At 59.6% G+C, this 14490-nt stretch carries 12 protein-coding genes and 1 pseudogene; 4 read left to right on the forward strand and 9 right to left on the reverse strand.

Annotation, left to right across the window (positions count from 1 at the left end):
• Positions 1–20 precede the first annotated feature (20 nt).
• Positions 21–1649, reverse strand: a complete 1629-nt coding sequence (locus tag JJE66_RS07080) for a GMC family oxidoreductase N-terminal domain-containing protein (RefSeq protein WP_311979831.1) — start codon at positions 1647–1649, stop codon at positions 21–23.
• A gap of 28 nt (positions 1650–1677) precedes the next feature.
• The gene (locus JJE66_RS07085) at positions 1678–2574 is read right to left on the reverse strand and encodes an ATP-binding cassette domain-containing protein (RefSeq protein WP_200513414.1); all 897 of its coding nucleotides are present in this window, start codon (positions 2572–2574) and stop codon (positions 1678–1680) included.
• 477 nt (positions 2575–3051) lie between these two features.
• On the opposite strand from JJE66_RS07085, the gene JJE66_RS07090 reads away from it, so the two are divergent.
• Genes JJE66_RS07090 through JJE66_RS07105 form a run of 4 tightly spaced genes read left to right on the forward strand, consistent with a single transcriptional unit; the run spans position 3052 to position 6896 of the window.
• Positions 3052–4014 (forward strand): ABC transporter ATP-binding protein, encoded by a 963-nt coding sequence (locus tag JJE66_RS07090; RefSeq protein ID WP_200513415.1) that lies wholly within the window; start codon positions 3052–3054, stop codon positions 4012–4014.
• A gap of 20 nt (positions 4015–4034) precedes the next feature.
• Complete coding sequence (locus tag JJE66_RS07095) at positions 4035–5069, forward strand: extracellular solute-binding protein (protein WP_200513416.1); 1035 nt, start codon at positions 4035–4037, stop codon at positions 5067–5069.
• A 41-nt stretch (positions 5070–5110) separates the two neighbouring features.
• Complete coding sequence (locus JJE66_RS07100; protein WP_200513417.1) at positions 5111–6067, forward strand: ABC transporter permease; 957 nt, start codon at positions 5111–5113, stop codon at positions 6065–6067.
• A gap of 16 nt (positions 6068–6083) precedes the next feature.
• The gene (locus tag JJE66_RS07105; protein ID WP_200513418.1) at positions 6084–6896 is read left to right on the forward strand and encodes an ABC transporter permease; all 813 of its coding nucleotides are present in this window, start codon (positions 6084–6086) and stop codon (positions 6894–6896) included.
• 236 nt (positions 6897–7132) lie between these two features.
• Here the strand turns inward: JJE66_RS07105 and JJE66_RS07110 are convergent.
• The 7 genes and pseudogenes from JJE66_RS07110 to JJE66_RS07140 all read right to left on the reverse strand — a co-directional run.
• Positions 7133–8180 (reverse strand): annotated as a pseudogene (locus JJE66_RS07110) (transposase); the annotation flags it as partial.
• Positions 8181–8423: 243 nt separating this feature from the next.
• A complete protein-coding gene (locus tag JJE66_RS07115) occupies positions 8424–9119 on the reverse strand; it encodes an ABC transporter ATP-binding protein (RefSeq protein ID WP_200513419.1) in 696 nt (231 codons plus the stop codon).
• Entirely contained in the window at positions 9119–9868 is a 750-nt protein-coding gene (locus JJE66_RS07120; protein ID WP_200515288.1) for an ABC transporter ATP-binding protein, read from the reverse strand. The genes JJE66_RS07115 and JJE66_RS07120 overlap by 1 nt, the downstream gene beginning before the upstream one ends.
• 8 nt (positions 9869–9876) lie before the next feature.
• The gene (locus tag JJE66_RS07125) at positions 9877–11178 is read right to left on the reverse strand and encodes a branched-chain amino acid ABC transporter permease (protein ID WP_200513420.1); all 1302 of its coding nucleotides are present in this window, start codon (positions 11176–11178) and stop codon (positions 9877–9879) included.
• Positions 11175–12122, reverse strand: coding sequence for a branched-chain amino acid ABC transporter permease (locus JJE66_RS07130; RefSeq protein ID WP_200513422.1), 948 nt, complete (start codon positions 12120–12122; stop codon positions 11175–11177). Before JJE66_RS07130 ends, JJE66_RS07125 begins: the two co-directional genes overlap by 4 nt.
• A gap of 120 nt (positions 12123–12242) precedes the next feature.
• On the reverse strand, positions 12243–13478 hold the full coding sequence (locus tag JJE66_RS07135) for a branched-chain amino acid ABC transporter substrate-binding protein (RefSeq protein WP_200513424.1): 1236 nt from the start codon (positions 13476–13478) through the stop codon (positions 12243–12245).
• 531 nt (positions 13479–14009) lie between these two features.
• Entirely contained in the window at positions 14010–14477 is a 468-nt protein-coding gene (locus JJE66_RS07140; RefSeq protein ID WP_200513426.1) for a PaaI family thioesterase, read from the reverse strand.
• Between the last annotated feature and the right edge of the window lie 13 nt (positions 14478–14490).

A 14490-nucleotide genomic window follows, 5' to 3' on the forward strand; every position in this document is an offset into this window, starting at 1 on the left:
TTTGGCTTGCCATGTCCACTTCAAGCAGCCTTCAGCCATTCAGCTAGCCTTTCTCCAATCATCATGCAGGTTGCGCTTAAGTTCGCACTGACGACGAAAGGCATAACGGACGCATCGGCCACGTAAAGATTTTGTACACCGTACACGGACAGCCTACTTCCGACCACGGCGAAAGGATCAGTCCCCATCTTGCAGGTTCCGGCAGGGTGAAAGATTCCCTTTGCCGTCTCTTTGACGAAAGCCTTCAGGGCATCGTCGCTTTGAAGTGACACGCCAGGTCTCAGCTCTTCTATTGCGCGGGCCCGAAGCGGCTCCGTGTCGAAGATCTCTCTCAAGATTTTATGGCCCGCAACGAGAGTGTCAGCGTCGCGCTCGTCGGCAAAGAGATTCGGATGAATCTTAAGCGGCTCGCGCGCATCAGCCGAGGCCAATTCGAGATGGCCGGAAGAATATGGACGATGAACGTTTACGATCGCCGTGACCGCAGGCCGATCCAAAAATCGGGGACCATTTGGGCCAAGGTCATAGGCGCCGGGCGTGAACAGGACTTGAAAACGGGAAAGCTGGTTTCCGGAATCCAGCTTTCGAGTCAGGACGACTTGGGTCATGGAGCTTGCTGCTGGCCCCTGCCCAAGAAAAAGCCAACGCAATCCGGCCGCCAACTTCTCCATCGGCCCGATTATCATGTTGAGCGTCCGGGTATCGACTCGAACCACGTGACGCGTGCCAGCATGATCCTGTAAATTTCTGCCTACCCCAGGGGCGTCAACCAGAACATCAATACCTACGCGCCTCAATTGCTCGGCAGGTCCGATGCCTGAGAGCATAAGAATGTGCGGCGAGCCGAAGACTCCACCGCTCAGCACAACTCCTTTGCGGGCCTTGAAAATGGTGCGACGACCACCTCTGATAACTTCGACGCCAGTTGCCCTGCGATTCTCGAACAGCACTCGTCGAACCTGCGTCTGCAAGAGCAGCCGAAAATTTCGACGTTTGGTCGCGGGCCAGACGTATGAGCGCGCCGCGCTATATCGCGAGCCTTTGAGCTGCGAGACCTGAGGAAAGCCAGCTCCTTCGTACTCTCCGCTGTTGAGATCGGGTATGTGCTTAGCTCCATGACGGACGGATGCGTCCAGAAATATCTTTGACATCGGATGGGCGGACCTCAAGAAGGACACCGGCTGCGGGCCAGTATTGCCGCGCGTCACGTTTTCCCCACCCTCATAACTTTCCAACTTACGAAAATAGGGGAGAACACTCCGGTAATCCCAGTCCTCGTTGCCGAGTGAAGCCCAATCATCGAAATCTTCGATGCTGCCGCGGAGAAAGCACATTGCGTTAATCGCGCTCGTCCCCCCGAGAACTTTTCCGCGCGGCATGTAGTCGCGCTGTCCCGCCCGCGTCTGGTCAGACTCTGCAGTGAAGCACCAGTCATATTTCGGATCCCCAAAGAGCGAACTGGCGAGGCCTGGCATGGCGATCTTGAGAGACTTGTCTGACCCACCGGCCTCCACGAGAAGCACCGACAAGTTCGGATCCTCGGACAACCTGGAGGCCACGACGCTCCCGCCCGAACCCGAGCCCACCACGATGTAATCAAACTCTGATTGCACGCGCGCTCCAAATCTTCGGCCTTGTGACCAGTCCACCGTACGTCCATTCGGATCATGTGATCCATTATTTGTCAAGATGGATTATATGGTTCCATAGGCTCTCGACCCGGGCGTTTGCGTCAGAAACGGCTGGCGCCTCCGCATTACCGCCGATGGCGTATAGTAGCGACCCAGCACCGTCCGCTGTTGCGCGATAGCGCCAGCATCTCCGCCAGTTCGGAGGACACCCGCACGATCGCGGCGCCCGCCTCGAGCAGCCGTCCGCCGTCACACGGTTGGCGGGGGAGTCAGCGACGCAGCGGCGCCGCCTCTGTCTCGGTGAGAGCGTCGACGGGGATTGGTCCTGACGCCGGATGGCACCGCGCTCAATGTCCTCAGGTCCGTAGATGGCGCGCACCGGTTTTGATTTCCCGCAGCCGATCAGGCCGGCGATGCCCGTGATCTTGAACCGAACCGGGCTGCGAAGTTTACGTCGCGGACCGCACCTCCAGGTCGACAAGCCCGCGACCTCCATGGCAACTCGCCCTAACTGCTGATCGAACTTCGGAAACAGCCCGTCAATCTTGCGGCCTGTCACCAGTTCGACGAGGTCGCTGTCCCATGCTCCGGCCGCCTCCAGCGTGCGGACAAGTTGCCCATCCGCAGGACGGTGACGCCGATCGGCCAGGGCGCGTATTTCCTGCATCCCATGCGAGACATAGATGATCCCGACGCCACGAGCCTTGAGCGTCGCCACCAGTTCGAAGAGCCACCCGGCCTCCCGCTCGGTGAGCGATGCGGTCGGCTCATCGAGGATTAGGATTCTAGGCTCGACGAGCAGCGCCTTCGCGATCTCAACCATTTGTTGATGCGTCCGGGAGAGCCTGCCGACGAGGTGGTTGGGATCGAGATTGAAGCCCAGATCCTCGCCATTGTGTTTTTCCCCCGCTTCGATCCCAAACTCGCTCGTTGGATCATACAATCCACATTGACATACATTGGATCACATGATTTTGTCTTGCACAAGGGCCGGAGAACGCGCGCTCAACGAAGGTAGAGGAGACCCCATGGGCAAGTTCGGCGAAACCATGCTGCTCAGATTGCCACTCGCGGGCGGTCCCGCGCGGGAAAAAGATAAGGCCAAGATCGTTGCATCGATCCCTTGTCTGGTGGGGCGTTGGCGATGTTGCGCTCAATCACTACCGGTTTCTCACCGACCCTGAATGGCAAGTGCGGACTCGTTAGCCAGTCGGGTCGAAATCAACCCGTTCCACAACATGCCAATCCCGCATGAAAGCCTAGTCCCGGCGTGCAAGGCGATTGACGCCTATGGCGTTCGGCATCGGCTCGTCCGTCGCCAGCGCCGTTTTCGTGACAGGTACAACGAACGCGAGTTCAGCCACGCGACGTTGCACTTCAACTACGCTGCGTCAGGCACTCCATCAAAGCGAGGTCTTAGATGTCGAATATCCGTCTCGAGGGCGTGTCCAAGCGCTACGGTAACTTCGCTGCCGTGGACAACGTCGATCTCGAGGTTTCGCAAGGCGAGTTCGTCACGATCCTTGGACCAAGCGGGTCGGGCAAGACCTCCCTGTTGTCGCTGATCGCGGGCCTCAACCAGCCTACTGCTGGCCGGATATTCATCGGCGGTCGCGATGTCACCGACGCCCCGCCGCAAACTCGCAACATCGGATTGGTATTTCAGTCGTACGCCTTGTTCCCGCAGATGACGGCGCTGAATAACGTGATGTTCCCCCTGGGCGTGCGCGGCATCAACGGCTCACTCGCACGCGACCGTGCACTCGAGGCTTTGAAGTTGGTGAGGCTGGAGGGATTGGGCGATCGACGTCCCTCGCAGCTATCGGGCGGACAGCAACAGCGCGTGGCGCTGGCGCGTGCGTTCGTTTTCAAACCGGACATCCTGCTCCTCGACGAGCCGCTGGGCGCGCTCGACCGCAAGCTGCGCGAGGAGTTGCAGATCGAGCTGAAGCAACTCCAGCGCACCCTCGGTGTCACCACCATCCTGGTGACGCACGATCAGGAGGAGGCGCTGTCGCTTTCCGATCGCATCATGGTGCTCGGCAACGGACGCACGCAGCAGGTGGCGACGCCGGCCGAATCCTATCTGAAGCCCGCCAACCGCTTCGTTGCGGAATTTCTGGGCATCGCCAATTTCATCGGACTGCAGGATGGCCGCAGTGGCGTAGTGCGCCCCGAGCGCATACGCCTCGCGGCGAACGGCGAGGGCAAAGCTGCGCGGGTCGTCGAGGCGATCTATCTAGGCCAGATGGTGCGCTATTATCTGGCGGTGGAAGAAGGAGAGCCCTTGGTGGCTGCAGTGCCGTTCCTCGGTTCGAACTTCGCAAAGGACGAACGTGTGGTTGTTTCGTGGGACCCCGGCGACGTCTGGCCGGTGGCATAGTTCATATCGGAGGGATGAAGATGATCAATCGTCGTCGTTTTGTGGGCGCGGCTGCCGTCGGGCTGCCGGCAGTCAGCTTTTTGGGCACGCGCCCCGCACGTGCCGAAATCAAGGAAATTCGCATCCTCGAGGACGGAGGCATCTCCTCGAAGGCGTGGGAAGCAGGCTTCATCACACCTTTCACCAAAAAGACCGGGATCAAGGTAGTGCAGGAGAGCCCCAACTCGCTGGGCAGACTGCGCGCGCTGGTCGAGGCCCGACAGACCGATGTCGTATTGTCTACCGGCATGAGTTCGGTCAACATGTTGATCGCGCAGCGCCTCGAGTTGCTCGAGCCCATCGACTGGGCGGCTGTCAATCCTGCGCCGATCTTTCCGGAAGCCAAGAAGGAGTACGGCCTAGGCCACCAGTACTTCTCAACTGTCATGGCTTGGCGCGCCGGCATGAAGGAACTCAAGAGCTGGGCCGACTTCTTCGACGCAACGGCATTCCCGGGCAAGCGTGTTCTGATTGATATGCCCCACTATTGCCTGCCATTCGCCGTTTTGGCGACCGGCGTTGCGGTCGAGAAGCTATACCCTCTCGACGTTGACGCCGGTTTCAAGAAGCTTCGCGAGTTTAAGAACAACGTCTCTGTGTGGTCGACCACGGTTCCACAAGGGGCGCAGCTCTTGCGGGACAACGAGGTACAGTACGGCATCTGCTTTGCGACCAGAGTAGTTGGCGATTCGGCCTTGGGCATGACCTGGGCTGGTGGCAAGCTCGATATAGCCTACGCCTGCATTGTCAAGAATTCCAAGCTCGAGGATCGGGCTGCGGCATACAAGCTGTTGCATGAGATGACACTCCCGGAGAACGAGGCGAAGTACGCGGAGATCCACACTACCCTCGGCGCCTCCGTCGACCTCGAACAGTATCTCCCCAAGGACCAACTCTGGAAATTCGCAAATAGCAAGCAAAACAAAATGGTTCAATGGCTCGAAAATTCTCAATGGTGGGCCGACAACGGCGAAGCCGTGAATAAAGAATGGCAGCAATTCAAGCTTAGCCTGTGAACGAGATCAACTCTCCTCTTCTTAGGGAAAGGCTGGAATAGGTGCTGGCCGATTCACAATCCGATACGCTCAATGAGTCATATGCGAACATTTCCCGTTCCTCCGCGCATGAAATGGCGCCTCCTCCGCATAAGAATGAAGGTGAGTTGGCCACGAGCCGCTCTTGCGGCTCGGGATTCATCACATCAGGCTTTGGCTTCCTGATCCCCTTGCTGGTGCTGATCGTCGTCGCCTTCGATGCCCCGATCGGATACATGCTGAGCTTGGCCTTCTGGGACAATACGAAGGGTTTCACTTTCCAGTCCTACGAGAGTCTCTTGGAAGCGCCGATCTATCTGCGCGTGCTGGCCAACACCTTGGGCATCTCCGTGATTGTCACCTTTGCAAACGTCGCGATCGGCTATCCGTTGGCACACTGGATGCGAAGTCTGAGCGGTCGCGCCAAAATCATCGTGATCGCTCTAGTCGTGCTGCCGTTCTGGGTTAGCGTTCTAGTGAGGACCTATGCCTGGATCGTCATTCTGGGCAATGATGGCCTCGTCAACCGCACGCTGCAATGGCTGGGGCTTACCCACACTCCGGTGCAATTCCTTTACAACGCGATTGGCGTGACCATCGGCATGACCGCCGTGCTGCTGCCATTACTGGTGCTGCCTCTGTACGCAGCCATGGTTCGCATTGACGACCGACTACTGCGGGCGGCGGCGTCGCTGGGCGCCCCGCCGCGAATGATATTCTGGAAGATCTACTTCCCGTTGACGATGCCGACGCTGGCCGCCTGCGCATTGCTGGTCTTCATGTTCTGCCTCGGCTTCTACATTACGCCCGCCATCCTCGGCGGCGGCCGTGTCTCCATGATCGCCAATGTACTCGACATGCTGATAAACCAGTTTCCGAATTGGGCACAGGCGTCGGCCATCTCGACAATACTTCTGGTCGTTATGCTGCTCATCTTCGCAGCCTACCGTCGTGTGGATCAAAAGGTATCGGCAAAATAGGCATGAAGAGGAATGCATGATCGGTAGTTCTTTGTGGGCGCGGAGCATCCTGGCAGCGATCGGAATTGCTGGCCTTCTGTTTCTTACGGCGCCGCTAGCCATCGTCATTCCGATGTCATTCTCCTCGGAGTCGGTGCTGACCTTTCCTCCATCCGACCTGTCACTGCGCTGGTATGAGGCATTCTTCGGCGATACGCGCTGGATGGATGCGATGCGAACGTCGGCGGTTTTGGCGCTGATCTCGTCGATCGTTGCGCTTGGCTTAGGCGGTCTTGCGGCCTACGGGCTGCGCCGCAGCTCTATTGGGGGCCGTGGCTGGGCAGAGGGAAACTTCCTTGCGCCCCTTTTCGCGCCCACGATCATCATCGCCGTCGCCCTCTATATCGGGCTCGCTAAAGTCGGCCTGCTTGGCAGCTTCATTGGGCTTGTCTTGGCGCACGCGATACTCAACGCGCCGCTCTGCGTGATGGTGCTCGGAGTCGCTATCGAAGAGTTCGATCTACGTATCGAGCAGGTGGCATGGAGCCTCGGGGCATCATGGTTCCTTACGCTGCGTAAGGTCGTTCTGCCTGTCCTGGCGCCCAGCCTATTGACGTCATGGATATTCGCTTTCATGGGCAGCTTCGACGAAGTGATCGTGACGTCTTTCATCGGCGGCACGTACCAGACGGTGCCGAAGATGATGTTCAATCAGTTGAAGATCGAGGTAGATCCGACCATTACCGTAATCGCAACCCTGCTCACCACCTTTACGGTCTTGGCGTTGGCGGCGGTTGCGGCCATTCGTGCCCGCTTGAGTAAATTCAAACCATTCGCGGTCGCCCAGTAGAACGCGTAAATTGCTCATCGCGTTCTGGCGCCTGACAACGACAGTCGAAACGCCCGCAGGGATTAAGTTACGCCCAGTAGCATGAACGCGAGACAGGAAACATCAATTAGGGCTTGGCGAAGCAACCGCTGAACCCTGATACTCCGAGGTGGCGGTGATCCGCGCTACAACTTGATATGACCTCGCGGAAGAATGGGCCCGCTGCCCGAGCTTCGCTCGAGATGCGCATTGTACAAGTTGTAGCCGGCCGCGGCGAGGACGGCGTTGATGGCGCCGTCCTGGCGGTGCGAGAGGTAGTTGCGGCCCATCCGGTGTTCGGATTTGAGATGGCCGATGACCGGCTCAACAGCGGAGCGCCGGCGCAGCTCGCGCTTGATCTGTAGAGTTAGCCGCCGCTTCTGGCCTGAGATGAACACCCTGAACTTATACTCGGGCGGGGCATGGTGACCGCGGTAGCCTTTGTCGAGCAACATGCGCTCGATGACGTTGCCGATTAGCGCTTCCATGTCCGGGATCACGGTTTTGAGCGTATCGCCGTCATAGGGGGTGCCGGGCAGCGCCTTCACATGGGCGACGAACTGACCGCCGCGGGCGTGCGCCGCCGTGGTGGCGACCGAGACCTTGACCCCGAACTCGTAAGGCCGGTGCGCCTTGCCCTTACGATGCATTCGAGCTCCGGCGCATGCAGCGAGTAGACCTTCGGACCACGCTGGTGCTGCTTTTGATCAAGCAGCCGTCGCGCCCATGACAGCATACGGCCGAGCGCGAACTCATTGAGCAAGTCGACATTGCCGGCGTCGGTCGGGAACATGACGTTCTTGGGCTGCACCGTGATGTCGATCATGACATGATTGAGGTCGGAAGGCTTGATCGCCTCGGTCTTGGTGGCGACCGAGAGGCTCTCCTGCAGCAACGCTTGCAGCTTCTTCCCGCCCATGCGCTGGCGCCAGCGCGTCAGTGAGGAGCGGTCAAACACCAGGCGATGCTGGAAGAACTCCTCGCCGCAGAAGAACTGGTAATAGGGCTTCTCCAGCCAGCGCTCGCACAACACCTCGTCGGAGAGGTCGAAGGTGTGCTTCAGGATCGAGAGCCCCGCCATCAGGCGCATCGGCAGCGGCGGCCGACCCGGCTTATCCCCGTAGACGGCCCCGAACCGCTCCTCAAGAAGGACCAGTCGATCGTCCGCGCCAGCTTCACCAGCGCATGGTTCGTGTCTATGATCGCGTCTAGCCGCAAGCGCAGAAGATCGGCCTGTCCGCTGTCCCGCCGTTCCATGCGTCGCATCGTCCCCTCGTCGAACCCTCTTGCGACCACAGAATATCAGATTTGCAAGGAAACCCTCTTCGCAACCGCGATCCCGGCAAGTCCTAATGCACGTTCGTTGCTCCTTCCGATTCCACATCGAGGCATTGTTGGTTCTTCACGGACAGCTGCGTCAAGTCAGTCGGCCGGCGAGAACTCTTCTTGGTGATCACACCCCAGTGTAGAACTGGTTCTTCAGGCACGTTGCTGCTGCCTCATTCCCTGCTACACCTCCAGCCATTCCTTCCGGATTGTAGCGTTGGCTTTGAGGTCGGCCGGAGTTCCTTCGAACACCATGCGTCCGTGACCCATCACATAGAGCCGATCTGAAATGCGAAGGGCGATCGAGAGCTTTTGCTCGACCAGCAGGATCGCCAAGCCGCGCCTGGCGATGGCGGCGATCAGATCCCCGACCTGCTGCACAATCAGCGGCGCGAGTCCCTCGGTCGGTTCGTCGATCATGACGAGTTCTGGGTCACCCATCAGGGTGCGGCAGATCGTCAGCATTTGCTTCTCGCCGCCGGAGAGCACGCCCGCCGGGGTGTCGGCGCGGCACTTGAGATTGGGAAACATGTCCAGCATGTCCGCGAGGCTCCAACGGCAAGGCTTGCGCGGCCCCTTGACGCCCATCAGGAGGTTCTGGCGCACGGTGAGCGTTGGAAAGATGTCGCGATTCTCCGGTACATATCCGAGCCCGAGCCTTGCAATGCGATAGCTCGGCAGGCCGGCGATCTCGATGCCTTTGAAGCGGATCGAGCCGTGCGGCACGACCTCCCCCATAATCGCCTTGACCGTTGTTGAGCGGCCCACCCCATTGCGGCCGAGAAGGCTAACCACCTCGCCAGAGCGGACCTGCATGTCGACGCCCTGAAGAATGTGGCTTTTGCCGTAGTAGGCGTGCAGTTTCTTAACCTCGAGCATCACGCCACCTCCACGCCGAGATAGGCTTCCTGAACCCGGGCGTTGTTGCGGATCTCATCCGGCGTGCCCGAGGCGATGATCTGGCCGTAGACCAGCACCGATATGCGATCGGCAAGGCCGAACACCACGCTCATATCATGCTCGACGATCAAGAGAGTTCGGCCTTCAGTGAGGCGGCGGATCAAGGCCACCGCACGTTCGGTCTCGGCGTGGCTCATACCCGCTGTCGGTTCGTCCAGCAGGATGACCTTCGCGCCGGCGGCTGTGGTGATACCGATTTCGAGTGCGCGCTGTTCGGCATAGGTGAGAAGTCCCGCCGGCGCCTGGGCACGTCCAACAAGCCCAACGTCCTCGAGGATCTTTTCGGTACGCTCACGCACATCGCCCAGGCGATCGACATTCTTCCAGAAGGAATAGCGGTGACCAGCGGCCCACAACAGCGCACAACGCACGTTCTCCCACACGCTCATGCGCGCGAACACGTTGGTCACCTGGAAGCTGCGGGACAATCCACGGCGGTTAATCTGGAACGGCGGCAACCCGGAGATTACTCGGCCGTTGAGCAGAACCTCGCCAGAGGTAGGCGCCATGTAGCCGCTGATCAGGTTGAAGGTTGTCGACTTGCCGGCGCCGTTCGGGCCGATGATGGCGTGGCGCTCGCCAGCGGCGACGCTCAAGTTGAGCCCGCGGATGATCTCAAGGCGGCCAAAGCTCTTGCACACCTCGCGCGCTTCGATAGCCAGCGGCAAGGAGGACGTCATGTGAGATACCCTTCGGCGCGGGCGGCTGTCATGGCGTCGTCCCAGGCGCGAGCGACGCCGGTCCAGGTGACGCGGGCGATTGCGAAACCGCCGAGCGTCAGCACTGCCGCGATCGCCCAGCTCAACGGCCCGCTGGTGTCCATGCTGAGGCCGAACAGGTGCATCATCGGATTGTCGCGGCTGTCAACCGCGTGGCGCGCCACAATCTCGACGCCAAGCACCAGGCCCGTCAGCATCATCGCTGTGGGCGGCGCCGCAACCAGATAGGCACGCAGCACGCGCATGATCTCGCCGGCGCGCCAGATCGGCCGGTGCCGCAGCAGCAGCCCCGCGATGCCTTCTGGAGCGAACGCCACCACGGCGATGAAGATCAGTCCGAAATAAAGCTGCCATACGGAACTCAGATCGCTCAGCACCAGCGAGAGATAGGTGATGAAGATCGCGCCAACGATTGGCCCGATGAAGACGCCGATCCCGCCGATATAGGCGGCGAATAGTGCTAACCCCGACTGCTGAGCGCCGAGGTACGCGGAATTGGCGATTTCGAAGTTGATCGCTGACAAGGCACCAGCGCTGCCAGCGAAAAAGCCGGCAAACGTGAATGCAATGAAGCGGATGACATGGGGATCGAAGCCGATGAACTGCACACGCTCCGGGTTGTCTCGTACCGCATTGCACATCCTTCCAAATGGTGTGCGGGTCAGCGCGTACATCGCGACCAGTGCGATGATCGTCCAAGCCGCCACAAGATAATAAATCTGGATTTGCAGTCCGAACGAGAAGCCGAATGAGTGCAACAGCTTGGTGCGATTGGTGGTAATGCCAGCCTCGCCGCCGAAGAAACTGCGCAAAATCAAGGTCGACGAGGCGACCAACTCGCCAACCCCCAGCGAGATCATGGCGAAGGCGGTGCCACCGCGACGGGTAGATACCCAGCCCAACAGAAGCGCGAACGCAAGGCCGGCGAAGCCGCCAATTAGCGGCACGACCGGCAACGGCACCGGCCATTTCGCCGCCCCCAGGAAATTGATGGCGTGAACGGCGAGAAAGCCGCCGAGTCCGTAATAGACCGCGTGACCAAACGACAGCAGGCCGGTCTGGCCGAGCAGGATGTTGTAGGATAGCGCAAAGATGATGGAGATGCCGGCCAGGCTGAAAGTCGTTAGCGAGCCGCCGGACGAGAACACCCGCGGCAGAATCAGTATCACGAGGATGACCGCCAACCAGGTTCCATAGAATCGCAGTGCATCGCGTCGTGTCGAAGACGCTCTAAGCGGGAGCGGGGTGACAATGGTCATGTTGCGCGCGTTCCCAACAGGCCCATCGGGCGGAAGATCAGGATCAGCACCAGCAGCAGGTAGGGCAGCACGGGGGCAATCTGAGCGATGCTGACGTTCCAGATGTCCGTCAAAAGCGAGGGCGCGTGTGCCGGATCGAGCGAGCCAAACAGACTGCCCAATGAGGTGTTGATCGCGACAGCAAACGTCTGCAGCAAGCCGATCAGAAGCGAGGCGATGAGGGCGCCAGGTAACGAACCGAGCCCGCCTACCACAATCACCACGAAGAGGATCGGGCCGAGCAGCGCCGCCATGTCGGACTGGGTCACCAAAGCCGGACCGGCGATTACACCGGCGACTGCAGCGAGCGCGGTGCCGAGCCCAAACACCAGCATGAAGATCTGCCCCACATTGTGGCCGAGATGGGCGACCATCTGTGGGTGGGTCAGTGCGGCTTGCACGATCATACCGATCCGGGTGCGCTTGATGCCGAGCAGCAACACCGCGAAAATCACCAATGCCATGGCCAGCATGAATACCTTGTAGGCGGGGTAGTTGGTGGAGAAGACCGTGAAGGCCGGGAAGTCGAGCAACTCTGGCACCCGGTAATCCACCGGCGCCTTGCCCCAGATCACCTGCACGGTTTCCTGGATGACATAGGCTAAGCCGAAGGTGAACAGCAGCTCGGCGGCGTGGCCGTTCCGGTGCACATTGCGCAGGCCGTAGTGCTCGACCGCTGCGCCGAGCGTACCCGCGGCCAGCGGCGCGATCAGCAGTGCCGGCCAGAATCCGAACCAGCGACTGAGCTGATAGCCGAAGAAGGCACCGAGCATGTAGAACCCGGCATGGGCGAAATTGAGTACGCCCAACATGCTGTAGATGACGGTCAGGCCGCTCGCCATCAGGAACAGCAGCATACCAAACAGGATTCCATTGAGCGTGGACGTGAAGATCAACTCAGACATGCGCCTCCTTGCAGTACGTCAATTATTGCGCTGCGCACGCAACAGGCCGTCGCGTGCACTTGTTTGAAGTGCCTTCACCGCCCCCTAGTCCCGCGTCGTCAAGGGAGACGTCGGACCGGCTCAGGGGCGTTCCATCTTGCAAGTGGTGGGCAGAATGGTCTGCTGCGTGTCAATCTTTCCCAATTGACGCCAGCCCCATCCGGTCTTCTCCTCGTCGAACGGTTCCTTCTCGCTTCGCTCGCCGAACGAGGAAATGTACATCGGCCTGAAGAACTGGTGATCGTCCTTCCGCATGAAACCGTTACCGCCATCCAGCACTTCGTACGGCATGCCCTCAAGCGCTTTGGCTATTTTGATCGGCTCGAGCGACTTTGTCTGCTCGACTGCGAGCTTGAGCATCATCATCTCGTCGCTAATGACCGCACGCGGATAGGCGCTGACGCCATACCTGGCGCGGAATGCCTTCTCGAACTCAGCCAGACCGGGAGCACCCAGATTCGGTACGCCTTCCGAGATCTGAAAGACCTGATGGTCGAGCCCGGCCTGCTTGATCGCGGTCGGGCCGCCAATGTTGCTGGCATAGTAGGTGTACCAGTTGGCTTTGAGGCCAGCGTCGGCTGCGGCCTTGAGCAGTAGCGCGAAATCTTGACCCCAGTCTCCGGTGATGACGCTGTCGGCGCCCGACGCCTTGATCTTGGCGACATAAGGAGCGAAATCGGTGACTTTCAAAAGCGGGTGCAACTCGTCTCCGACGATCTGAACGTCGGGCCTCTTCGCTGCAAGCATCTTACGGGCCTGAGTTCGTACCGATTCGCCAAACGAATAGTCCTGGTTGATCAGATAGATCTTCTTCACCTGCGGCGCTGTCTTTATGTAGTTGGTGAGGGCCTCCATCCGGACGTCTGAGTTGGCATCGAACCGGAAATGCCAAAAACTGCACTTCTCGTTGGTGAGCACCGGATCGACTGCGCCCCAGTTGAGATATAGCACTTCGTGGTCGGGGTTGCGCTCGTTGTACTTGGTCACAAAATCTGTCAGGGCGCCGGCGACCGACGAGCCGCCGCCATGGGTCAGAATCCGAATCCCGCCATCGATTGCCTTCTGCGCCTGAATCAGACTCTCCTGCGGATTCGTCTTACCGTCGAACGGGATGACTTCCACCTTCTTGCCCAAAAGGCCGCCCTTGGCGCTGAGTTCGTCTGCGAGAAACTTAAACTGCTTGAGTACAACCTCTGCGCCAGCGGCGCCGCCGCCAGATAGCCCATCGATTAAGCCGATTCTGACAGTGTCCTCCGCTCGTGCAGCACCGATCGCAAGCGGCAGCGCGACGAGCAGGGTAGCGACAGATGTGCGCATGGAATTTCCTCCCGTTTTCCTCAGCAAGTCCGACAGCCCACAACGTCCAAACATACGTGAAATTGGAACATCTGATCCACGAATTGTCAACATGGATTGTATGTTTCCGCCGTTAACGAAGACCTTGAAGAGATCCGCGTCGGCGAGCGCCTAGCCATTCTTGCCAAACCTATGGCGTACAAATAGCGCAGCAGTTTGGGGGGCCGAACGTCGACTGCGGCACCCTGAAGCGCGACCCGTCCGCTAGCGGTCGTGCGAGACGAGGCCGGCGGCCCCGCCCGTCAACTAACTTCAACTTGCTCGATTGTGTTCGCAACAGTTGCGCATACGAGGGCAGATCCGAGCGCCAGGAAGGGATAGTTGGGGCGCGGCAAGGTGCGGCACTTCGAAGAAGCCGGCCGGAATTGCTTCTCCCGGGATGCGCACCAAGCTTCACGACGATCTCAGGAGAACGGCCATGCGGGAAGCGGATGCTGAAGGCCTATCTGGCGAGCCGTTCGACGCTCTGGTATTGAGGTGGTCCGATAGCGCTCACGTGCTGGGCTTCCGCCTCACTCGTTTGATGGTGCCGGAAAACGTCAGCAGCAGCCGTTTGCCGGACTTCAGTTCACCTCGGACAAATATCAGCGAACCGCCGGCGCGGGTAACCTGGCCTGTGGCCTCGATCAGCTCATTCTCGTGCGCCGCGTCGAGGAATTCGCTGGACAGGGAGACCGTAACCCCGGGCCCCTCCAACACGAGGCCTGCGATGGCAAATACGCAATAGTCCACGAAAGCCATGAAGCATCCGCCATGAACGTTCCCGTGGCCATTGAGGTGTTTCTTCTGCACGCGGAAAGCACAATGTACCGTTCGATCCGCGTCCACACGATGCCAAAACGGTCCGTTCTGGTTCAAGAAACTATCGAACGTCCAGGTGCGCCAGCCTTTGAACTCACCCTCCGTCGCTTCATGCAGATCGGGACGTGTAAGCAGGGCTGACTTGCTGATGTCGCTCAAGTCGTGCACATGG

The sequence above is a fragment of the Bradyrhizobium diazoefficiens genome (assembly GCF_016612535.1).
Taxonomy (GTDB): Bacteria; Pseudomonadota; Alphaproteobacteria; order Rhizobiales; family Xanthobacteraceae; genus Bradyrhizobium; species Bradyrhizobium diazoefficiens_C.